The organism is Buchnera aphidicola (Astegopteryx bambusae) (genome assembly GCF_039365365.1).
In the GTDB taxonomy this organism is placed as follows: Bacteria; Pseudomonadota; Gammaproteobacteria; order Enterobacterales; family Enterobacteriaceae; genus Buchnera_G; species Buchnera_G aphidicola_B.
In genome coordinates, this window is the sequence record NZ_CP134985.1 from 340353 (window position 1) to 362966 (window position 22614).

The following is a 22614-nucleotide window of genomic DNA, read 5'->3' on the forward strand; positions in this document are numbered from 1 at the left end:
TTATTACGATTTTTATAAAAATAAGAATAATAATATTTTTGTAAAATTAAACATTTAAAAATATTTTATAAAATGTTATGAACTAGGAAAAAAAATGAAAATAGAAAAATATTCATTTAAATCAGAATCAAAACAATTATTAAATTTAATGATACATTCATTATATTCTAATAAAGAAATATTTATAAGAGAGTTAATATCTAATGCATCTGATGCAATAGAAAAATCTAGATTCATGTTACTTTCAAAAGAAAAAATTTTAAATAATAATATAAAATATGAAATAAAAATATATTTAGATGAAAAAAATAATAAAATTACTATACGTGATAATGGTATAGGAATGACAAAAAAAGAAGTAATAAAAAATCTTGGTACAATCGCAAAATCTGGTACAAAAAATTTTATAAAATCTATAAAAAATAATAAAAAAAATAATTTTATAGGAAAATTCGGAGTAGGATTTTATTCAGCTTTTATAGTGTCTAAAGAAGTTCATGTAAATACATTGTCCATTCACAATAATAAAACAAAAAATAGTATTATCTGGAAATCAAGTGGAGATGGAAAATATAGTATAGAAAAATCAAAAAAAAAAAATGTAGGAACAGATGTAATTTTGTTTTTAAAAAATTCAGAAAATTATTTAACAAATTACTATACAATAAAAAATATAATAAAAAAATATTCTGATCATATAGACATACCAATAAAAATAAAAAAATATAATAAAAATAATAAAACACATGAATGGAAACAAATAAACTCATCAGAAGCTTTATGGACTTTAGAAAAAAAAAATATAAGTAAAGAAAAATATATTAACTTTTACAAATATATAACAAATGATAATTTTGATCCAATTATATGGTCACATAACAAAGTAGAAGGAAATATTGAATATACAATGTTATTGTACATACCATCAAAAGCTCCATGGGACATATGGAACAGAGAAAAAAAAGGTGGATTAAAATTATACATAAATAAAGTATATATAATGGACGATGTTGAACAATTTTTACCAAATTATTTAAGATTTGTTAAAGGAATAATAGATTCAAAAAACTTACCATTAAATGTTTCAAGAGAAATATTACAAACAAATAAAAATATAGAAACTATAAAAAAAATAATAACAAAAAAAATATTAATATTAATACAAAAAATTGATAAAAAAAAATACATAACGTTTTGGAAAGAATTTGGATCTATAATAAAAGAAGGAATAGCTGAAGATATAGAAAATAAACAAATAATATCAAATTTATTATTATTTTCTTCTATTAATACTAATAGTACAAAAAAATATTTATCATTAAATGAATATGTAAAAAATATGAAAAAATTTCAAAAAAATATATATTTTATTACATCAGATAATTATAAATCAGCTAAAAATAATCCTCATTTAGAAATTTTCAAAAAGAAAGAAATAGATGTGTTAATATTACATGAGAGAATAGATGAATGGATGATGAATTATTTAACAGAATTTAAAGGAATAAAATTTCAATCTGTAAATAAATTTGATGAAACTTTTGATAAAACTATAAACAAAAACATAGAAAAAAATAAAAAAAAAATAGAAAGAATAAAACACATTGCAACGAAAATAGAAAAAATATTAAAAAACAAAATAAAAAAAGTAAATATAACATATAGATTTTCAGAAACACCAGTAGCATTAACAACAGATTCTAATGAAATGAGCACTCAAATGGCAAAACTATTTTCTGCAGCTGGCCAAAAAATACCTAAAATAAAATATATATTTGAAATAAACCCTAATCATAAAATAATAAAGATGATATCTAAAATTTCTAACGAAAAAAATTTTAAACAATGGACAAAAATGCTTTTTGAACAAGCTATTTTAAATGAAAAAGGATCATTAACAGAACCAAATAAATTTATAAAGAGAGTAAACAATTTATTAACAAAAAATATTTCTTAAAAAAAATAAAATAATTTTTTTTTATATAAAATACAACATAAAATGCGGAAAATTATGAAAATAATAATATTAGGAGCACCAGGGAGCGGAAAAGGAACTCAAGCTAGTGCTATATCAAAAAAATATAAAATTAAAAAAATTTCTTTAGGCGAAATATTTAGAAAAAACGTAAAAAAAAAAATAGTTTAGGTAAATTAATAAAAGATAAAATAAATAATGGAAAATTAGTAGATGACAAAATATCTATAAAATTAATAAAAAATAGAATTAAACGTAAAGATTGTAATCAAGGATATATAATTGATGGATTTCCAAGAACATTTAAACAAGCAAAAAATAAAGTTTTCAAAGAAATTAAAATAGATTTTGTAATAGAAATATTAATAAATGAAAATAATATATTTAAAAGAATATCTGGAAGATTAATACATGAAAAATCAGGAAGAACATATCATAAAATATTTTACCCTCCAAAAATTAAAAATATAGATGATATAACAGGAGAAAAGTTAAAAAAAAGAAAGGATGATAAAAAAAAAATAGCAAAAATAAGATTTAAACAACATAAAAAAGAAATTAATAAAATAAGAAAATATTTTATAGAAAACAAAATATGTAAAAAAAACTATTATTATAAAGTAAATGGAAATCTAAACAAAGAAAAAATAGCAAGGAATATATTTAAAATAATAAATAAACATATTTAAAATTTATATTATTTTATTTTGCACTCTACAAGATTCGAACTTGTGACCCACGGCTTAGAAGGCCGTTGCTCTATCCAACTGAGCTAAGAGTGCATTTTATATAAAATATAAGAATGCATTTTTTTTTTAAAATTTGCAAGCATTTTTTAAAATTATATTATTTTTAAACAGAGAAAAAAATGTTAAATAAAATTATAGATGGAAAAAAAATTTCAGAACACATACAAAATAAAATAAAAAATAAAATAAAAAAAAAAATAAAAAGCGGAAAAAGACCTCCTGGAATAGCTATTATATTAATAGGAAACAGTTATTCTGCAAAAATTTATGTAAAAAAAAAAAAAAATGCATGTAAAAATGTAGGATATATATTTAAATATTGGAATTTTAAAAATCATGTAAAAGAAAACAAAATAATAAATTTAATAAAAAAATTAAATAAAAATAAACAAATAGATGGAATATTAATACAACTTCCATTACCAGTTAATATGAATACTAATAAAATATTAAATTCAATTTCGTATAAAAAAGATGTTGACTGTTTACATCCATATAATGCAGGATGCTTATTTCAAAAAAATCCTAGAATTCATCCATGCACTCCAAAAGGTATAATAACTCTATTAAAAAGATATAAAATAAATATAAAGGGTTTAAATACAGTTATAATAGGAGATTCAAATATAGTAGGAAGACCTATTAGTATGGAGCTTCTAAAATATAAATGCACTATAACTATAACGAATAAACATACAAAAAATTTAATAAATTATACTAAACAAGCGGATTTATTAATAGTTGCCATAGGAAAATCTAATTTTATAAATAAAAATTGGATAAAAAAAAATGTTATAATATTTGATGTAGGAATTAATAAATTATCAAATGGTACAATTACTGGAGACGTAAATTTTAAATCAGTATATGAAAAAACATCATATATAACTCCTGTACCAGGAGGTGTAGGACCAATGACAGTAATTTCATTATTAGAAAATGTATTATATATATATGAAAAATACTATAAAAAGTAATTTATACTATGTAAATTTCCAAAAAGTACTATTAACATTATCTTCTAAAATTATACCAAATGAATTAATTTTTTTTCTAATAAAATCGGATTTACTCCAATTTTTATTTTGTCTAGAAAAGTTTCTAATTTTTATTAAAATTTTTATCTTATAAATAGAAATTTTATCTTTAAAATTTTTTGTATTATATTTTTTAAAAAAATTATCATAACTTAAAAAAAATAAACCTAAAATTTTTCCTAAAAAAATTAATTTAGTAGCTAATATGTCTATATTGTCTTTATTTTTTTCTAAATTTATTTTTTTTGAAATAGCAAATAATATAGAAATTGCTTTTGGTGTATTTAAATCATTATTCATAGCTTTTATAAATTTCTTTTCAAAATATTTTGAACTTTTTGTAATACTATTATTTACTTTAGTATTTAATAAAGAATAATATAATCTTTCTACAGCAAATCTAGCTTTTTGCAAACTTGTCTTTTTATAAATAATTGGTTTTCTATAATGAGTAGATAAAAAAAAATATCTAATTGTATCAGAATCATAATTTAATAATGCTTGTCTTAAACTATAACTATTTTTTAAAGATTTTGACATTTTGACATTATCAAAAATTAATAATCCAGAATGCATCCAATAATTAACATAATTATTATTTTTTAAAAAACAAGCAGATTGAGATCTTTCGTTTTCATGATGAGGAAATAGTAAATCTAATCCTCCACCATGTATATCGAAAAATTTTCCACAATATTTATAACTCAATGCAGAACATTCAATATGCCATCCAGGTCTTCCAAAACCCCAAGGAGATTTCCAATAAATATTATTATTGAAATTATTTTCTTCTTTTATTTTCCACAAAACAAAATCTTTTTTTTTTATTTTATTTGAAAAATTAATTTTTTTATTATTTTTTTTTAAATTTAACAATATTTGATTTGATAATTTTCCATATGAATTAAAATTAGATATAGAAAACATAATATCTCCATTTTTTGAAATATAAGCACATTTCAAAAATAATAATTTTTTTATAAATTTAATTATTATGTCTATGTTTTCTGTAACTCTAGGTTCTACATTTGGAGGTAAAATGTTCAAATTAAAAAAATCATTTTGCATATTCTTTATAATTCTATTTGTCAAACAAAATATTTTTTCATTATTTTTAAATGATTTTTTAATAATTTTATCGTCAACATCAGTAATATTTCTAATATATCTTACTTTATATCCAATATGTTTTAAATATCTTATCAACATATCAAAAACTACGAAAGTTCTGCCATGTCCTAAATGACAAAAACTATAAACAGTCACTCCGCATACATAAATACAAACTTTTTTCTTAATAAAAGTTTTAAAAACTTCTTTTTTATTTGTTAAAGTATTAAAAATTTTCAACATAAATTATATTTAAAAAAAAAATATTAAAACCCTGGCAATTTACCTACTCTCACACAAGGAGGCCTTGTACTACCATCGGTGTTGAAACGTTTCACTTCTGAGTTCGGTATGGATTCAGGTGGTTCCATAACACTGTATTGCCAGGAATTTAAAAACATAGTTCAAAAAAAATTATGCATAAATTTTTTATAAAATAACAGAAAAAAACAAAACTAATAAAACATTTCTGGTGTTGTAAGGTTAAGCCTCTCAGGTAAATTAGTACTAGTTAGCTAAACATGTCACCATGCTTACACATCTAGCCTATCAACGTCGTAGTCTACAACAACCTTTTAGTAAACTAAAATTATTTAGTTTAAGGGAAGACTAATCTTAGGGTAAGTTTCGTGTTTAGATGCTTTCAGCACTTATCTTTTCCGTATGTAGCTACCGGGCAATGCCATTGGAATGACAACCCGCACACCAGTGATACGTCCACTTCGGTCCTCTCGTACTAGAAGTAGCTCCCTTCAATCTTCCTACGCCCACGACAGATAGGGACCGAACTGTCTCACGACGTTCTAAACCCAGCTCGCGTACCACTTTAAATGGCGAACAGCCATACCCTTGGGACCTGCTCCAGCCCCAGGATGTGATGAGCCGACATCGAGGTGCCAAACACCGCCGTCGATATGAACTCTTGGGCGGTATTAGCCTGTTATCCCCGGAGTACCTTTTATTTGTTGAGCGATGGCCCTTCCATACAGAACCACCGGATCACTAAGACCTGCTTTCGCATCTGTTTGCGCTATCACGCTCACAGTTAAACTGGCTTATGCCTTTGCACTAAACTTACGATTTCCGACCGTAATTAGCCAATCTTTGTACTCCTCCGTTACTCTTTGGGAGGAGACCGCCCCAGTCAAACTACCCACCAGACAATGTCTCTATACCGGATAACGGATATTAGGTTAGAATAATAATTTATAAAGAGTGGTATTTCAATTTTCGACTCCAATTAACCTGACGATTAATTTTCATAGTCTTCCACCTATTCTACACATTAAAAATCATTATTCAATGTCAAGTTATAGTAAAGGTTCACGGGGTCTTTCCGTCTTGCCGCGGGTACACTGCATCTTCACAGCAATTTCAATTTCACTGAGTCTCGGGTGGAGACAGTCTAGCCATCATTACGCCATTCGTGCAGGTCGGAACTTACCCGACAAGGAATTTCGCTACCTTAGGACCGTTATAGTTACGGCCGCCGTTTACCGGGGCTTCAATCAAGAGCTTCAGAAAAAAAACATCTTAACACTTTCTATTAACCTTCCGGCACCGGGCAGGCGTCACACCGTATACTTCCACTTTCGTGTTCGCACAGTGCTGTGTTTTTAATAAACAGTTGCAGCTAGCTGGTATCTTAGACTAGTTTCGGCTATAAAAGTAAATTTCTTCACCTAATACTAGCGTGCCTTCTCCCGAAGTTACGGCACCATTTTGCCTAGTTCCTTCACCCGAGTTCTCTCAAGCGCTTTAGTATACTCTACCCAACTACCTGTGTTGGTTTGTGGTACGACTTTAATTTACATAAAGTTTAGAGAATTTTCTTGGAAGTATGGTATTAATCACTTTATTACTTTCATAACTCGTCATAACGCCTCAGATTAAAAAATGATCGGATTTGCCTAATCATAAATTCCTACGCGATTGAACCAGAATGTCCAAAATCTGGATGATCTAACCTTCTTCGTCCTCCCATCACAGTAAATTAAAGAACAGGAATATTAACCTGTAATCCATCGATTACGCTTTTCAGCCTCACCTTAGGTGTCGCCTTACCCTGCCCCGATTAACGTTGGACAGGAAACCTTAGTCTTTCAGCGAGCAAGTTTTTCACTTGCTTTATCGTTACTTATGTCAGCATTCGCACTTCTGATACCTCCAGCATATTTTACAATATACCTTCTACAGCTTACAGAACGCTCCCCTACCCAATAAAAAATACAAAAAAATCTTAAATTTTTTATTGCCGTAGCTTCGGTGTATAATTTAGCCCCGTTAAATCTTCCGCGCAAGACGACTTGACTAGTGAGCTTTTACGCTTTCTTTAAATGATGGCTGCTTCTAAGCCAACATCCTAGTTGTTTATGCCTTCTCACATCGTTTACCACTTAACTATAACTTAGGGACCTTAGCTTACGGTCTGGGTTGTTTCCCTCTCCACAACGAACGTTAGCACCCGCTGTGTGTCTCCCATAATAACATTATACGGTATTCGGAGTTTGTGTCGGTTTGGTAGGCCTAGACGACCCCTAGCCGAAACAGTGCTCTACCCCCGTAGATGAATTTATGAGGCGCTACCTAAATAGCTTTCGGGGAGAACCAGCTATCTCCCGGTTTGATTGGCCTTTCACCCCTAACCACAGATCATCCGCTAATTTTTCAACATTAGTCGGTTCGGTCCTCCAGTTAGTTTTACCTAACCTTCAACCTGTCCATGGCTAGATCACCGGGTTTCGGGTCTGTATCCTGAAACTAAATTGCCATATTTAAGACTCGGTTTCCCTTCGGCTCCCTTATTTAAGTTAACCTCGCTACAGAATACAAGTCGCTGACCCATTATACAAAAGGTACGCAGTTACCTTAAATTTAAAAATAAAAATAAAAACTATTTCTAAAAAGGCTCCTACTGCTTGTACGTATATGATTTCAGGATCTATTTCACTCCCCTCGCCGGGGTTCTTTTCGCCTTTCCCTCACGGTACTTTGTTCACTATCGGTCAGTCAGGAGTATTTAGCCTTAGAGGATGGTCCCCCTATCTTCAAACAAGATTTCTCGTGTCTCGTTCTACTTTATGAGTAGATATAACATTAGTCTTCGTATACTGGGTTATCACCGATTATCACCAATTTTTCCAAATTGTTCTACTGACTTCAATTAATATCTGTATACTCGGGCTTTTCCCATTTCGCTCGCCACTACTAAGGGAATCTCAATTGATTTCTTTTCCTCAAGGTAATAAGATGTTTCAGTTCCCTTGGTTAGCTTTTTTAATCTATATATTCAATTAAAAATGATGATTTATAAATCATCGGGTTTCCCCATTCGGATATCGCCGGTTACAAACGCTTCTTATCAACTCACCGACACTTTTCGCAGATTAGCACGTCCTTCATAGCCTCTGACTGCCAAGGCATCCATCATATACGCTTTATTGCTTAACCTTACAACCCACAAATGTCTTAACTTATTTATATACAAACTAATAAAATATAAATAAAATTTTGTTTAATTCTGATTTTTTAAAGAGCATTATTATTAATTTAACTACATAAAATTAAATTAACAATAACATGAAAAAATAAAATAGTACAGAAAAATTTAAAAATTATAATGTCCCCTAGGGGATTTGAACCCCTGTTGCCGCCGTGAAAGGGCAGTGTCCTAAACCACTAGACGAAGGGGACTAAAAAAAATTAATACTATAAATATTATATAGTACATAATGAAAAAAAAGAGTCAAGAAATTTATATATTTTTTTTAAAAAAAGTATATTTATAAATTTATTTTTTTATTTAATGTTATTATAGTATTTTCTATATTAGGAAATTTTTTATGCCAGAAAAAACAAGAATAAGCAGCCTGACTAACTAACATACCAATACCATTTTTTAAATTTATCGCTCCATTTTTTTTACACATTTTTAAAAATGGAGTATATTTTTCTTTATTAAAATAAAGATCATAACAATAAGTATTTTTTGAAATAATAGAATTAGGAACATCAGGAATTTCATTAAAAATTCCACTAGAAGTAGCATTTATTACTAAATTAAAATAATATTTTTTTAATTCATGTCTTTTTAAACAAAAGATATTACCAAATTTTTTAAAATATTTTACTAACTTTTTTGATTTACTATTAGTTCTATTATATATATACACTAAATTTTTTTTAGAAATTAAATTAGGAACAATTCCATAAGCTGCTCCTCCAGACCCAATTATTAAAATATTATTTTTTTTTCTTAAAAAATTTAATCTATTTAAATCATACAAAAGACCTACACCATCCGTATTATCACCTAATAAAAATTTATTATTAATTTTTTTTATAGTATTAACTGATCTAGAAATTTTTGCTCTTTCGGTTAAGTTATCTAAATATTTTATTATTTCTTTTTTAAAAGGAACAGTAACATTTGCTCCTAAATTATATTTTTTAACAAAAAAATTTTTTATAGAATTTTTTAAATTTTCTTTAGAAACTAAAACAGTTTTATAAAAATAATTAATATTAATTTGATTAGAAAATATTGTATGAATTTCAGGAGAAAAAGAATGATGTACAGGATTTCCAAATAAACAAAAACAACTATTATAAAATTTAACCATTTCTAATATATTCTCCATTAACTATATTTATAATAGCAGAAGGATTTTTTTTAAAATCTACATTTCCATACATTACACAAATATTATTACCGAACTGACTAAAAATTTCTCTAATATTTCTACAAGGACTCAATCCATTTAAATTAGCACTAGTAGAAATTATCGCTTTTCCAAAATTTTTACACAAATTATGAACAAATTTATTCTTTGTTATTCTAACTGCAACAAACTTAGATTTACCTGTTATCCAAGATGGCACACTTTTTTTAGCTGGATGCAAAAGAGTAAAATTACCAGGCCAAAGTTTATAAAATTTTTTTATATTTTTATATGGTACATGTTTTATAGAAATATATTTTTTTATATATTCATAATTAGAAGATATTATTATAAGTCCTTTGTTAATATCTCGATTCTTAATTTTTAATAAATTCATAACAGCTTGTTTATTATCAGGATCACAACCTAATCCAAAAACTGATTCAGTTGGATATATAATAATTTTACCATTTTTTAAATCTAAAACACATTTATCAAGATTTTTTTTTATTTCAATATACATAAAAAATTATTTAAAAAAAGTTTTATATTGATTTATTTAAAAAAATTAAAGATAATATAAATGTAAAATGATAACATAAAATTAAATTGTTTAAAATAAAAATAACAAAATTTTAAAAAAATGAAAATATTTAAAATATTAACATATCCTAATAAAAAACTTAGATGCATATCTAAACCAGTTAAAAGAATAGATATAAAAATACAAAATATAATAGATAAAATGTTTGAAACCATGATATCAGAAAATGGAATAGGATTATCAGCTATTCAAGTAAACATTCCATTACAAATAATAACAATTTTAGATACTAAAAATTTTAATAAAAAAATTACAATAATAAATCCAAAAATAAAAAAAAAAAAAAAAAAAATACTACAAAACGAAGGTTGTCTATCATTTCCAAATCAACAAGCATTAGTTCCAAGATATAAATATTTAGAAATAGAAGCATTAAATTATTTTGGAAAAAATATAAAAATATATGCAAAATCTTTATTATCAATATGTATACAACATGAAATAGATCATTTATTCGGAAAATTATTTATTGATTATCTGTCTGATTTAAAAAAAAATATAATAAAAAAAAAATTAAAAAAAATGAAAAAAAATAAAAAAATATAAAATGAAAAAAAAAATAAAAAAAAGTTTAAAAATAGTTTTTGCTGGAACAACTTCATTTTCAGAAAAATATTTAAAATCTTTAATAAAATCAAATCATAAAATAATGCAAACAATAACTAAAAAAGAAAAAATAAAAAAAAACTTTCCCTCAAAAATAATATATACTTCTAAAAAATATTCTATACCAATAATTTATAATACGAATTTAAAAGATAAAAATATAATAAAAAAAATAAAAAAAAATAATCCTGATATTATGATAATAGTAGCATATGGAATAAAAATTCCAAAAGAAATGATAAACATATTTCCTTTAAAAGCAATAAATGTGCACCCATCAATTCTTCCAAAATGGAAAGGACCCGCACCTATACAAAGATCTATATTACATGGAGATAAATTAACTGGAATTAGTATAATATTAATAAATAATAAATTCGATTCAGGAAAAATATTAAAAAAAAAAACATGTAAAATAAGTAAAAAAGATACATTTAAAAGTTTATCAAAAAAATTATGTAATGTTGGAATAAAATCTATGTTTTTATTATTAAAAAATATTTTTAAAAAACATAAAAAATATAAAAAAATAAATAAAATAAAAAATAATTTGTATGCAAGTAAAATAAATAAAATAGAAACAAAACTAAATTGGAAAAAAACTGCAAAGTTCTTAGAAAGATCTGTTAGAGCATTTTTTCCTAAACCTGGAACTTATTTTATATATAAAAAAAAAAGAATAAAAGTTACTAGCTCAAAAGAAATAATTTTAAAAAAAAATTATTTGCATGGAGAAATTGTAAAAATTTCAAAACATGGAATATGTGTAGGAACAAAAAAAAACTGTTTTTTAATAAAAAAAATTCAATTTGAAGGAAAAAATATTATAAACTCTTTAGATATATACAATGGATATAAAAATTTTTTTACAATAGGAAGTATTATTAGATAATAAAAAATAATAAAATAATTTTTATAAATAATAGTTATAAAAAAACAACTATTATTTATAATATTTTATTAATAAAATATTTTGTAATATTTATTATTTTTTTTTAATTAAATGAACTTTTTTTCTATCTACTAATTCTATATATGACATAATGGCATTATCTCCCTTTCTAAAACCACATTTTAGAATTCTAGTATATCCTCCTGGTCTATTTAAAAAAAATGGAGATATATCTGAAAATAACTTTCTAACTAATTTTACATTTCTTATTTTAGAAAAAACCAATCTTCTATTATGAACAGAATCTTTTTTAGACATAGTAATTATTTTTTCTGCAAACCTTCTTAATTCTTTAGATTTAGATAAAGTTGTTTTTATTCTTTCATATTCAAACAAAGAACACATCATATTTCTAATCATAGATTTAAAATGACTTCTAGTACGATTAAATTTTTTTCCAGATTTTCTATGTCTCATAAAAATTTCTCTATTTTAAAAAATTTTGAAAAAGTTTTTATTAAAATATTTTTGCGCAAAAAAATTATTCTAATAAATCTTTTGGAGGCCAATTCTTTAATTGCGTCCCTAAAAATAAGTTTCTAGATGCCAGAACATCTTTTATTTCAGTGAGAGATTTTTTTCCCAAATTTGGAGTTTTTAATAATTCCACTTCAGTTTTTTGTATTAAATCTCCTATATAATGTATAGATTCAGTTTTTAAGCAATTAGCTGATCTAACAGTAAGTTCTAAATCATCTACTGGTCTTAATAATGCTGGATCAAATTTGGGTTTTTCTTCTTTTATTTTATCTTTTTTAAAATCTCTCAGATAAATAAAAGACTCCAATTGTTCTGATAAAATTGTAGATGCATATCTTATAGCACTTTCAGGATCAATTGTTCCATTAGTTTCTATTAATATTATTAATTTATCTAAATCAGTTCTTTGTTTTACTCTTGCAGATTCTACATTATAAGAAATATGATTAATTGGACTGTACCATGCATCTAATAAAAGTCTTCCTAAATAAAAATCTTTATTTTGATTATTATCATTATTAATTCTAGAAGAAGCTGAAGAATATCCTATTCCTTTTTGCACTTTCATTCTCATTTTTATAGATGAAGTTTCAGAAGTTAAACTACAAATAAAATGTTTTAGTGCCATTATTTCTACATCTCCATTATGAGAAATATCAGAAGCTACAACATCACACTCTCCAAATTTTTCTATTGTTATTATTGAAGAATCTTTACTATGTATTTTTATAGGTAATTCTCTTAAATTTAACAAAATATCTACAACATCTTCTTTAACACCATCTTTAGTACTATATTCATGTAATATTCCATCTATATAAACTTCTGTAATAGCACATCCTGGTATAGAAGATAACAATATTCTTCTTAAAGCGTTCCCTAAAGTATGACCAAATCCTCTTTCTAAAGGTTCTAAAGTAACTAAAGATTTATTAAAACTAATTTTTTTTATATTTACTAATCTAGGTTTTAATAAAGTGGATATAAAACTATGATACATAACACCTTCCATTATAAAATTAAAACAAACATTATTTAGAATAAAATTCTACTATTAGATGTTCATTAATATCAGAAGACAAATCACTTCTTTCAGGAATTTGTTTAAACACTCCAGTCATATTAGTAACATTAACTTCTATCCATAAAAATTTTTCATATTGTTTAGAAATTTCTAAAGAAGCTTTTATTCTAGATTGATTCGCAGAACTATCTTTTACTTTTATAACATCATTTATAGAAATTTGATACGATGGTATGTTAACTATTTTATTATTAACTAATATTGATTTATGACTAACTAATTGTCTAGCTTCTGATCTAGTACTTCCGAAACCAATTCTATATACTATATTATCTAATCTTCTTTCAAGTAATTTTAATAAATTTTCTCCAGTATTACCTTTTAATTTAGATGCTTTTACATAATAATTTTTAAACTGATTTTCTAATATTCCGTATAATCTTTTTACTTTTTGCTTTTCTCTAAATTGTAACCCATAATCTGAAATTCTAGTTTTTTTTGCACCATGCTGACCAGGAAAATTTTTAAGTTTACATTTTGTGTCTATTGATCTTAATCCTGATTTTAAAAATAAGTCCACACCTTCTCTTCTACTTAATTTTAATTTTGGTCCTAAATATTTTGCCATTGTGTTTTCCTTAAAACAAATTTATTATACTCTTCTCTTTTTTGGAGATCTACATCCATTATGAGGTATAGGAGTCACATCAGTTATGTTTATTATTTTAAAACCCATAGAATGCAATGATCTTATTGCTGACTCTCTTCCAGGCCCGGGCCCTTTTACCATTACTTCTAAATTCTGTATATTATAAGATTTCACTAATTCAGAACATTTTTCAGCTGCAATTTGAGCGGCAAATGGAGTAGATTTTCTAGAACCTCTAAAACCTGAACCACCAGAAGTAGCCCATCCTAATGTGTTCCCTTTTTTATCTGTAATAGTTACAATAGTATTATTGAAAGAAGCATGAATATGTGCAATTCCATCTGTAATATATTTCTTTTTAATTTTTTTCTTTTGTTTAATTAAATTTTTTTTCATATTTATACTCTTATTTTTTTTATTTTAAAAACTATTTTTTTAATATTTTTCTAATACCTTTTCTAGTTCTCGCATTCGTTTTAGTTCTTTGTCCTCTTACAGGAAGTCCTCTTCTATGTCTTAATCCTCTATAACACCCTAAATCCATTAATCTTTTTATACACAATTTTGTTGTTCTTCTTAAATCACCCTCAACAACAAATTTAGATACTTTTTCTCTTAACATGTCTAATTGTTTATCATGTAAAGAACCAATTTTAGCAAAACATGATATTTTTAAATCTTTACAAATATAATTAGCTCTAGATCTTCCAATACCATATATCATACTTAAAGCTATATTAACATGTTTTCTATTATCTATATTTATGCCATGAATACGAATCATATATTTTTTAAAATCCTCGAAACTAATGTTTTATCCATAAAAAATAAAATTTAAATTTTTAAATAATATATTAACCTTGTCTTTGTTTATGTTTTTTATCATTTTTACAAGTAATTAAAACAACATTATTTCTTCTCACTATTTTACAAAATTTACACATTCTTTTTACAGAAGTTCTAACTTTCATATTTTAAAAAACCTTTAATTAAAAAAAATTATTCTTAAATTTATTATTAGAATCTCTAAAATTTTTATAATACACATTTGATACTACAATATTTTGTATTTGACTAATACAATCTATAATAACAACTACAACTATTAATAAAGATGTTCCACCAAAATAAATATTAAAATTAAAAAAATATTTTATGAACTCAGGAATCATACATACAAAAATCATATATATAGCACCTATAAAAGTTAATTTTAATACAATTTTTCTAATATATTCAGAGGTTTTATAACCTGGTCTTATACCTTTTATAAAAGATCCAGTTTTTTTTAAATTTTCAGACATTTCTATAGAATTAAAAGTTAAATTAGTATAAAAAAAACAAAAAAATATTATTAAAGAAACATAAGCAAATATATAAAAAAAACTATGAGGTTGCAAATATTTTAATAAATTAATTAAAAAATTATTTTTATTAAAACTAATTATCCAAGAAAATATCGTATATGGAAATAATACCACACTTGATGCAAATATTGCTGGTATTACACCTACTATATTAACTTTTAAAGGTAAATAACTATTTTTTGCAATATATAATTTTCTTCTTTGATTAACATTTGGATGATGAATATTTATTTTATAAATACTTCTTTCAACAAATACAACAAAAAAAATTACACAAAACATAAAAATAAACAATACTATTAATAACAAATAATTAAAACTTTCCAATCTAACTTTTTCTATAATATTAAAAATAGAATTTGGTATACCAGATATTATTCCAAGAAATATTATTATAGATATTCCATTACCTATACCATACTTTGTGATAAGTTCTCCTAACCATATTAAAAACATTGTTCCTGTTATTAAACTAACAGAACATAAAATATAAAAATATAATCCAGGATTTATTACTAAATTTTTAAAAAAATATATATGAGGTAAGCTAATAGATATACAAATAGATTGAATAATAGCGAAAATAAAAGAAAGATACTTGGTATATTTACCAATTTTTCTTTTTCCAATTTCACCATTTTTTTTTATGTTCTTAAAATATGGATTAATTATAGTTAACAATTGAATAATAATAGAAGAAGATATATATGGCATTACTCCTAAAGAAAATATAGATGCTTTATTTATTGTACCTCCAGAAAAAATATTAAGCATATATAAAAAATTTCCACTGTGTTTATGCAATATTTCTGAAAGTATATTAATGTTAATACCCGGAACAGGTATTAAAGAACCAATTCTAAAAATAATTATTGCGAACATAATAAATAAAACACGACTTTGTAATTCATTTCTATTTCTAAAAAAAATTCTTTTAGAAAACTCTTTATATTTATATTTTAATTTATTTATCATAATATATATTTATTACCTATTTTATTACTCCACCATTTTTTTTTATTTCATGTGATATTTTCCTTGTAGTCTTAATACCTTCTAATATAATAGGTTTATCTATTTTATAATTTCCTATAATTTTTACATATTTTGTATTTTTTTTTATAACACTATTAGTTTTTAATATATTTAAATTAATTATACTATATTTTTTTAATATTTTTTTTAAAAAATCAAATTTTATTTCTTTAGTAAAAATATTTTTTTTAGAAACAAAACCAAATTTTGGAGATCTTCTATACAAAGGAGTTTGACCACCTTCAAAACCTATTCTTACTGAAGATCCTTTTCTAGATCTTTGACCTTTATGACCTCTACCAGATGTTTTACCTAATCCAGATCCAACTCCTCGGCCAAGTCTCTTTTTTTTTTTTTTTTTTATAATACATGATATTACACTTTTTAATAACATAAAAATTATAATTCCTCTATTTTTAACATATAATTTATTTTCTTTATCATTCCCATTGTAGAATCATTACTATATAAATTAACAAAACTACCAATTTTTTTTAATCCTAATCCTAATAAAGTTAATTTATGCTTTGGTAATATGCCTATTGAACTTCTTATTTGAGTTATTTTCAAATTTTTATATTTCATATTATTAAAATTTTCCAGTAAAAAATTTAATTTTTTTATTTCTTTTTCTTGAAATCATATTTGGAGATTGCATATTCTTTAATCCATTTATAGTAGCTCTAACTACATTTATAGGATTAGTAGATCCATAATTTTTTGCTAAAACGTTAGAAATTCCAGAAACTTCAAAAACAGCACGCATAGCACCTCCTGCAATTATTCCAGTACCATCAGATGCAGGTTTCATAAAAATTATTGCACCAGTAAAAGTTTCTTTAATAGAATATTGCAAAGTATTTTTATTTAAAAAAAATGATATCATATTTTTTCTTGCTTTTTCCATAGCTTTTTGTATTGCAAAAGGCACTTCTTTAGATTTTCCATAACCAAATCCTACTTTTCCATTTTTATTTCCTACTACAGTTAATGCAGAAAAAGAAAATACTCTACCACCTTTTACAGTTTTAGATACTCTATTCACAGAAATTAACTTTTCATAAAGTTCATTATTTTTTTTTTTTTCAAAATTTTTCATATAACTACATTCCTAAAATTTTAAACCATATTTTCTGGCTGAATTAGCTAATTCTCTAATTCTTCCATGATATTTAAATCCAGAACGATCAAATGACACTTTACTAAAACCTTTTTTTACAGATCTAGTAGCTATATATTTTCCAACACATTTAGCTGATTTTTTATTTCCAGGATATGAAATTTTATTTTTTATTTTTTTTTCCAATGTAGAGGCAGAAACTAATACAAAATTATCTGAAGAAATTATTTGAGCATAAATATTTCTAGAACTTCTATGTACAACTAGTCTAATATTTTTTAGCCTTTTAAAATTTTTTCTAAATTTTATTGATCTTCTAATTCTAGCATTTTTCTTTTTAAAAAAATTCATACTATTTTTTCTTAGCCTCTTTTCTAAAAATATTTTCATTTTCATAACGAATTCCTTTACCTTTATATGGCTCTGGAACTCTATATAAACGTATATTAGCTGCAGTTTGATAAACTAATTGTTTACTTATTCCATTTAAAGTAATTTTAGTATTAGAATTACAAATTGCATTAATTTCATTAGGTAATACATACTTTATTTCATGAGAATAACCTAAATTTAAAATTACAATGTTTTTATCCAAAGCTACTTTGTAGCCCACCCCAAACAAAATTAATGTTTTAAAAAATTTTTTTCTAACTCCATATATCATAGAAAAAATTATAGATCTGCAAGTTCCAGCATACATCCAAGATTTATAATATCTTTTATTTCCAAAAAAAGTTAATAATTTATTTTTATACTTTATTTTAACAAATTTATTAACTAAAAATTTCAATTTTCCATGTATACCTTCTACAATAATATTATTTTTTTTAAAATTTATATCTACATCATCTGGAACTAAAATAGGTTTTTTTGCTATTCTAGACATATAAAACTCCATGTATTTTTCTATAAAAAATTATTAAAAAAATATATTAATTTAATATACATTACACAAAACTTCTCCTCCAATACCTAACTTTCTAGCTTCAAAATCTGTTAAAATACCTCTAGAAGTAGATATTATAGAAATCCCTAAACCGGATATTACTTTAGATATATTTTTTTTATTTTTATATATTCTTAAACTTGGCTTGCTTATTTTTTCAATTTTTTCTATTACAGGTTTACCATTAAAATATTTTAAAAATATTTTTATTTTATTTTTTATGGAATACCCTTCTATATATCCTTCTCTTTTTAATACATTCAAAATATTAGACTTAAAATTAGAAAACTTTACTAATACAAACACTTTTTTAGAAAGTTGACCATTTCTTATTCTAGTTATCATATCACTAATAGAATCTTGCATACTCATATTTATAATTTACTCCTCATAATATTAAATAACAAATAAAACTCTACCAACTAGATTTTTTTAAACCTGGAATTTCACCGTTCATAGCAGCTTCTCTAAATTTTATTCTACTTAATCCAAATTTTCTTAAAAATGCATGAGGTCTTCCAGTTATATAACATCTATTTCTAATTCTACATTTACTAGAATCCCTAGGCAATCTTTGTAACTTAAATATAGCTTTCATCTTAACATTATCAGAAGTTTTTAAACTAAATATAATTTTTTTTAATTTCTTCCTAACATGGTAAAACTTCTTACTCAAAATTTTTCTTCTCAATTCTCTAGCTTTTATAGATTCTTTAGCCATATATCATATATCCTAATAAATTATTTTTTAAATGGAAAATTTAAAGATTTTAATAATTCTAAAGCATGCATATCAGAATTTGTGTTAGTAGTTATTGAAATATTTAAACCTCTAGTTTTATCTATCTTTTCATAATTTATTTCTGGAAAAATAATTTGTTCTTTAATTCCTATATTATAATTTCCTCTACCATCAAATGATTTAATACTAAATCCTCTAAAATCTCTTATTCTAGGAACTACTATATATATAAATCTATTTATAAAATCCCACATTCTATTACTTCTTAAAGTAACTTTACATCCTACAGGATGACCTTGTCTTATTTTAAAACCAGATATAGATTTTTTAGCGTTAGTAACTATTGGTTTTTGACCAGATATCATAGTAATATCAGAAATAATACTAACTAAATTTTTTTTACTATTATTGCAACTACCATCTCCAATATTTAAAGTAACTTTTTCAATTCTTGGTACTTGCATAACTGAAGAAAAATTAAGTTTTTTAAATAAAAAATTAATCACTTTTCTTTTATAAAAATTTTTTAATTCTAACACAAATAATCTCCATTTTTTATAAAATATTATAAAAATCTTTACTTAATCTATATTTTTTTTATTAGACTTAAAAAAGCGTACTTTCTTTCCATTTTCAAATCTAAAACCTACTCTATCAGATTTTCCCAAAATCTTATTAAAAATTTTTAAATTTGACACTTGAATATAAGATTCTTTTTCTATTATACCCCCTGGTTCATTTTTTTCAGGAACAGACTTTTTATGTTTTTTAATAATATTTATACCATTTACAATTACCTTATTTTTAGAAATAAAATTTTTAACAATTCCTCTTTTTCCTTTATATTTTCCAGCTATAACCATTACTTCATCATTCTTTTTAATTTTTTTAGACATTTTGTAAGTACACCCCTAAAAAACTTCGGAAGCTAAAGACACAATTTTCATAAATTTTTTTGTTCTTAATTCTCTTGTTACAGGACCAAAAATTCTACTTCCAATTACAGATTCATTAACATTATTTAATAAAACACAAGAATTTTTATCAAACCTAATATATGATCCATCTAATCTAGAAATACCTTTTTTAGTTCTTACAACCACAGCTTTTAAAACTTCACCTTTCTTAACTTTTCCATTAGACATAGATTCTTTCACGGCTACTTTTATAATATCTCCAATATTAGCATATCTTTTTTTTGACCCACCTAATACTTTTATGCAAACAACTGATTTAGCTCCAGAATTATCTGCAACATATAATGTTGTTCGTTCTTGAATCATATTTAAAAATCCCTTATTTTCTTTTAAAATTATTATTAGTTTTTATAACTTTTATTAATTTCCAAGATTTACTCTTAGATATTGGTCTACATTCAGAAATTTCAACCAAATCACCTACTGAACATAAATTTTTTTCATCATGAACTTTCAATCTAGTATTTCTTTTTATAAACTTACCATAAATTTTATGTTTTACAAAACGTTCAACCGAAACAACACAAGTTTTGTGCATTTTATTACTTATAACTATACCTTTTAAAAGTTTTACGTTATCTATCATATTTATTAACCTTATTTAAACCCATCAAAAACTTTAATTTAGAAATTTTTTTTTTACAAACTTTTAGTAAATGTATTTTTTTTAATTTACCAGCAAATAATTGTATCTTAAGATTAAAATGTTCTTTTAATAATACAAACAATTTTTTATAAAGTTTTAAACATATTTTTTTATAATTTGTTTTATTTACCATATTATACCTTTTTTTATAAATATTGTTTTAACAGATAATTTTGTTGAAGCTAAAAAAAATGCTTTTCTACAAATACTTTCTGAAACTCCATCTACTTCATATAAAACTCTTCCAGGTTTTACCAAACAAACCCAATATTCAACATTTCCTTTACCTTTACCCATTCTAACCTCCAAAGGTTTTTTAGTAATAGGTTTATCAGGAAATATTCTTATCCACATTTTACCATCTTTTTTAATTAATCTACTTATTACTTTTCTAGCTGATTCTATTTGTCTAGCAGTAATTCTTCCTCTAGTAACAGATTTCAAACCAAATTTTCCAAAACAAATATTACTACCTATAGAAACACCTCTATTTTTTCCTTTATGCATTTTTCTAAACTTAGTACGTTTAGGTTGCAACATAAAAATACTCCTTTATACAATTTTTCTTTTTCTATATTGTTTTCTAAATTTTACGATAGGTTTTTCTAACTTTAACATAATATCCATTTTACCTAAAATTTCTCCTTTAAATATCCAAACTTTTATTCCAATGATTCCATATGTAGTATTAGCTTCTGAAAAACTGTATTCAATATTAGCTCTTAATGTATGTAAAGGAACTCTACCTTCTTTATACCATTCTCTTCTTGCTATTTCAGCTCCTCCCAATCTTCCACTAATTTCTATTTTCACACCTTTTGCACCCTGCCTCATAGCATTTTGAACTGCTCTTTTCATAACTCTTCTAAACATTACTCTTCTTTCTAATTGTATACTTATATTATTTGCAACTAATTTAGCATCTAACTCAGGTTTTTTTATTTCAGATATGTTAATTTGAACTTGAGCATCAATTAATTTAGATATTTTTAATCTAATTTTTTCTATATCTTCACCTTTTTTTCCAATTACAATACCAGGTCTAGAAGTAAATATTGTTATTTTAATACTTTTAGAAGGTCTTTCAATAACAACTTTAGATATAGAAGCTTTTGGTAATTGCTTAAATATAAATTTTCTAACTTCAAAATCGTTCTTTAAATTTTTGGAAAAATTTTTTTTATTAGCAAACCAAATAGAGTTCCAATGTTTAATTATTCCTAATCTCATTACATTAGGATTAACTTTTTGACCCATTTTATTGTATCTCCAATTTTATATTCAATCAGAAATTATTATTTTTATATGACTAGTTCTCTTTAAAATTCTATCAGCTTTTCCTTTAGCACGAGGCATCATTCTTTTCATAACAGGGCCTTCGTCAACCATAATATTCAAAATTTTTAATTTATCTACATCTAAATTATAATTATGTTCAGCATTTGCAATAGCAGAATTTAAAACTTTAATTATTAAATTAGAAGCTTTTTTTCTATTAAATTCTAATATTTCCATAGCTAAAGAAACTTTTTTTCCTAGTATTAATTTAGAAACTAATCTAACCTTTTGTGCTGAAGAATTAGCCTTTTTATATACAGCATACACTTTCATATTAAAACCTCATATAAAATTTTTTATTTAGATTCTTCAGAAACATTTTTTTTTATTTTCTTATCTACATTATGACCTCTATAAGTTCTAGTAATAGAAAATTCTCCTAATTTATGACCTACCATCTCTTCAGTAATAAAAATCGGTATATGTTTTCTTCCATTATGCACAGAAATAGTTAATCCTATCATATTAGGAAATATAGTAGATCTTCTAGACCAAGTTTTTATTGGTTTTCTATCTTTCAATTTTAATGATTTTGTTACTTTTTTAAATAAACTTTCATCTATAAATGGACCTTTTCTTAAAGATCTAGGCATTTT

30 protein-coding genes, 2 tRNA genes, 2 rRNA genes and 1 pseudogene are annotated in these 22614 nt (G+C 24.1%); 5 read left to right on the forward strand and 30 right to left on the reverse strand.

The features are described from left to right. Positions 1 to 94 precede the first annotated feature (94 nt). Together htpG and RJD44_RS02130 are read left to right on the forward strand one after the other, a co-directional pair. Complete coding sequence (gene htpG / locus RJD44_RS01615; RefSeq protein ID WP_343189869.1) at positions 95 to 1957, forward strand: molecular chaperone HtpG; 1863 nt, start codon at positions 95 to 97, stop codon at positions 1955 to 1957. A 54-nt stretch (positions 1958 to 2011) separates the two neighbouring features. After that, positions 2012 to 2664 (forward strand): annotated as a pseudogene (locus RJD44_RS02130) (adenylate kinase family protein). 19 nt (positions 2665 to 2683) lie between these two features. Here the strand turns inward: RJD44_RS02130 and RJD44_RS01625 are convergent. Further along, positions 2684 to 2757: transfer RNA gene (locus RJD44_RS01625), tRNA-Arg, on the reverse strand. 86 nt (positions 2758 to 2843) lie between these two features. Here RJD44_RS01625 and folD point away from each other — a divergent pair. Then, a complete protein-coding gene (gene folD / locus RJD44_RS01630) occupies positions 2844 to 3701 on the forward strand; it encodes a bifunctional methylenetetrahydrofolate dehydrogenase/methenyltetrahydrofolate cyclohydrolase FolD (RefSeq protein ID WP_343189871.1) in 858 nt (285 codons plus the stop codon). Positions 3702 to 3707: 6 nt separating this feature from the next. On the opposite strand, the gene cysS is transcribed toward folD, so the two are convergent. The 6 genes from cysS to RJD44_RS01660 form a co-directional block, all read right to left on the reverse strand. Continuing rightward, the gene (gene cysS / locus RJD44_RS01635) at positions 3708 to 5114 is read right to left on the reverse strand and encodes a cysteine--tRNA ligase (RefSeq protein ID WP_343189872.1); all 1407 of its coding nucleotides are present in this window, start codon (positions 5112 to 5114) and stop codon (positions 3708 to 3710) included. A gap of 29 nt (positions 5115 to 5143) precedes the next feature. Further along, positions 5144 to 5259 (reverse strand): 5S ribosomal RNA (rrf, locus tag RJD44_RS01640). 91 nt (positions 5260 to 5350) lie between these two features. Next, a 23S ribosomal RNA gene (locus tag RJD44_RS01645) occupies positions 5351 to 8321 on the reverse strand. A gap of 170 nt (positions 8322 to 8491) precedes the next feature. Continuing rightward, positions 8492 to 8564 (reverse strand) — tRNA-Glu (locus tag RJD44_RS01650). Positions 8565 to 8653: 89 nt separating this feature from the next. Then, complete coding sequence (gene aroE / locus RJD44_RS01655) at positions 8654 to 9493, reverse strand: shikimate dehydrogenase (RefSeq protein ID WP_343189873.1); 840 nt, start codon at positions 9491 to 9493, stop codon at positions 8654 to 8656. Beyond that, positions 9486 to 10055: an L-threonylcarbamoyladenylate synthase gene (locus tag RJD44_RS01660; RefSeq protein ID WP_343189874.1), complete on the reverse strand. Its 570-nt coding sequence runs from the start codon at positions 10053 to 10055 to the stop codon at positions 9486 to 9488. Before RJD44_RS01660 ends, aroE begins: the two co-directional genes overlap by 8 nt. A gap of 120 nt (positions 10056 to 10175) precedes the next feature. Here RJD44_RS01660 and def point away from each other — a divergent pair, with 120 nt between their 5' ends. Then, positions 10176 to 10682 carry a peptide deformylase gene (def, locus tag RJD44_RS01665; protein WP_343189875.1) on the forward strand — a complete coding sequence of 169 codons (507 nt, stop codon included), beginning with the start codon at positions 10176 to 10178 and terminating at the stop codon, positions 10680 to 10682. A 1-nt stretch (position 10683) separates the two neighbouring features. Continuing rightward, positions 10684 to 11634, forward strand: coding sequence for a methionyl-tRNA formyltransferase (gene fmt / locus RJD44_RS01670; protein WP_343189876.1), 951 nt, complete (start codon positions 10684 to 10686; stop codon positions 11632 to 11634). A 93-nt stretch (positions 11635 to 11727) separates the two neighbouring features. Here the strand turns inward: fmt and rplQ are convergent, their stop codons facing one another. From rplQ to rpsS, 23 genes are all read right to left on the reverse strand, one after another. Next, positions 11728 to 12111 carry a 50S ribosomal protein L17 gene (gene rplQ / locus RJD44_RS01675; RefSeq protein ID WP_343189877.1) on the reverse strand — a complete coding sequence of 128 codons (384 nt, stop codon included), beginning with the start codon at positions 12109 to 12111 and terminating at the stop codon, positions 11728 to 11730. A 64-nt stretch (positions 12112 to 12175) separates the two neighbouring features. Then, positions 12176 to 13174 carry a DNA-directed RNA polymerase subunit alpha gene (locus RJD44_RS01680; protein WP_343189878.1) on the reverse strand — a complete coding sequence of 333 codons (999 nt, stop codon included), beginning with the start codon at positions 13172 to 13174 and terminating at the stop codon, positions 12176 to 12178. Positions 13175 to 13205: 31 nt separating this feature from the next. Continuing rightward, positions 13206 to 13826 carry a 30S ribosomal protein S4 gene (gene rpsD, locus RJD44_RS01685; protein ID WP_343189879.1) on the reverse strand — a complete coding sequence of 207 codons (621 nt, stop codon included), beginning with the start codon at positions 13824 to 13826 and terminating at the stop codon, positions 13206 to 13208. 24 nt (positions 13827 to 13850) lie between these two features. After that, the gene (gene rpsK, locus RJD44_RS01690) at positions 13851 to 14243 is read right to left on the reverse strand and encodes a 30S ribosomal protein S11 (protein WP_343189880.1); all 393 of its coding nucleotides are present in this window, start codon (positions 14241 to 14243) and stop codon (positions 13851 to 13853) included. Between the two features lie 31 nt (positions 14244 to 14274). After that, complete coding sequence (rpsM, locus tag RJD44_RS01695; RefSeq protein ID WP_343189881.1) at positions 14275 to 14631, reverse strand: 30S ribosomal protein S13; 357 nt, start codon at positions 14629 to 14631, stop codon at positions 14275 to 14277. Between the two features lie 70 nt (positions 14632 to 14701). Then, complete coding sequence (rpmJ, locus tag RJD44_RS01700) at positions 14702 to 14818, reverse strand: 50S ribosomal protein L36 (RefSeq protein WP_343189882.1); 117 nt, start codon at positions 14816 to 14818, stop codon at positions 14702 to 14704. Positions 14819 to 14836: 18 nt separating this feature from the next. Then, positions 14837 to 16189, reverse strand: a complete 1353-nt coding sequence (secY, locus tag RJD44_RS01705; RefSeq protein WP_343189883.1) for a preprotein translocase subunit SecY — start codon at positions 16187 to 16189, stop codon at positions 14837 to 14839. A gap of 16 nt (positions 16190 to 16205) precedes the next feature. Beyond that, positions 16206 to 16643, reverse strand: a complete 438-nt coding sequence (rplO, locus tag RJD44_RS01710) for a 50S ribosomal protein L15 (RefSeq protein ID WP_343189884.1) — start codon at positions 16641 to 16643, stop codon at positions 16206 to 16208. A 5-nt stretch (positions 16644 to 16648) separates the two neighbouring features. Next, complete coding sequence (rpmD, locus tag RJD44_RS01715) at positions 16649 to 16834, reverse strand: 50S ribosomal protein L30 (protein ID WP_343189885.1); 186 nt, start codon at positions 16832 to 16834, stop codon at positions 16649 to 16651. A 4-nt stretch (positions 16835 to 16838) separates the two neighbouring features. Further along, positions 16839 to 17348, reverse strand: coding sequence for a 30S ribosomal protein S5 (rpsE, locus tag RJD44_RS01720; RefSeq protein WP_343189886.1), 510 nt, complete (start codon positions 17346 to 17348; stop codon positions 16839 to 16841). Positions 17349 to 17360: 12 nt separating this feature from the next. Continuing rightward, positions 17361 to 17720 carry a 50S ribosomal protein L18 gene (rplR, locus tag RJD44_RS01725; RefSeq protein WP_343190122.1) on the reverse strand — a complete coding sequence of 120 codons (360 nt, stop codon included), beginning with the start codon at positions 17718 to 17720 and terminating at the stop codon, positions 17361 to 17363. 1 nt (position 17721) lies between these two features. Continuing rightward, a complete protein-coding gene (gene rplF / locus RJD44_RS01730) occupies positions 17722 to 18267 on the reverse strand; it encodes a 50S ribosomal protein L6 (RefSeq protein ID WP_343189887.1) in 546 nt (181 codons plus the stop codon). Between the two features lie 39 nt (positions 18268 to 18306). Next, on the reverse strand, positions 18307 to 18687 hold the full coding sequence (gene rpsH / locus RJD44_RS01735) for a 30S ribosomal protein S8 (protein WP_343189888.1): 381 nt from the start codon (positions 18685 to 18687) through the stop codon (positions 18307 to 18309). Positions 18688 to 18730: 43 nt separating this feature from the next. Next, on the reverse strand, positions 18731 to 19036 hold the full coding sequence (gene rpsN, locus RJD44_RS01740; RefSeq protein WP_343189889.1) for a 30S ribosomal protein S14: 306 nt from the start codon (positions 19034 to 19036) through the stop codon (positions 18731 to 18733). A 20-nt stretch (positions 19037 to 19056) separates the two neighbouring features. After that, positions 19057 to 19596 (reverse strand): 50S ribosomal protein L5, encoded by a 540-nt coding sequence (rplE, locus tag RJD44_RS01745; RefSeq protein ID WP_343189890.1) that lies wholly within the window; start codon positions 19594 to 19596, stop codon positions 19057 to 19059. Between the two features lie 42 nt (positions 19597 to 19638). After that, a complete protein-coding gene (rplX, locus tag RJD44_RS01750; protein WP_343189891.1) occupies positions 19639 to 19953 on the reverse strand; it encodes a 50S ribosomal protein L24 in 315 nt (104 codons plus the stop codon). Between the two features lie 15 nt (positions 19954 to 19968). Then, positions 19969 to 20340 carry a 50S ribosomal protein L14 gene (gene rplN / locus RJD44_RS01755; protein ID WP_343189892.1) on the reverse strand — a complete coding sequence of 124 codons (372 nt, stop codon included), beginning with the start codon at positions 20338 to 20340 and terminating at the stop codon, positions 19969 to 19971. Between the two features lie 13 nt (positions 20341 to 20353). Then, positions 20354 to 20620 carry a 30S ribosomal protein S17 gene (rpsQ, locus tag RJD44_RS01760; RefSeq protein WP_343189893.1) on the reverse strand — a complete coding sequence of 89 codons (267 nt, stop codon included), beginning with the start codon at positions 20618 to 20620 and terminating at the stop codon, positions 20354 to 20356. Continuing rightward, complete coding sequence (gene rpmC, locus RJD44_RS01765) at positions 20610 to 20813, reverse strand: 50S ribosomal protein L29 (RefSeq protein ID WP_343189894.1); 204 nt, start codon at positions 20811 to 20813, stop codon at positions 20610 to 20612. Before rpmC ends, rpsQ begins: the two co-directional genes overlap by 11 nt. Continuing rightward, positions 20807 to 21220, reverse strand: coding sequence for a 50S ribosomal protein L16 (rplP, locus tag RJD44_RS01770; protein WP_343189895.1), 414 nt, complete (start codon positions 21218 to 21220; stop codon positions 20807 to 20809). Before rplP ends, rpmC begins: the two co-directional genes overlap by 7 nt. Before the next feature lie 12 nt (positions 21221 to 21232). After that, positions 21233 to 21937, reverse strand: coding sequence for a 30S ribosomal protein S3 (rpsC, locus tag RJD44_RS01775; protein WP_343189896.1), 705 nt, complete (start codon positions 21935 to 21937; stop codon positions 21233 to 21235). 24 nt (positions 21938 to 21961) lie between these two features. Then, positions 21962 to 22291: a 50S ribosomal protein L22 gene (rplV, locus tag RJD44_RS01780; RefSeq protein ID WP_343189897.1), complete on the reverse strand. Its 330-nt coding sequence runs from the start codon at positions 22289 to 22291 to the stop codon at positions 21962 to 21964. Positions 22292 to 22314: 23 nt separating this feature from the next. Then, a complete protein-coding gene (rpsS, locus tag RJD44_RS01785; RefSeq protein WP_343189898.1) occupies positions 22315 to 22611 on the reverse strand; it encodes a 30S ribosomal protein S19 in 297 nt (98 codons plus the stop codon). Between the last annotated feature and the right edge of the window lie 3 nt (positions 22612 to 22614).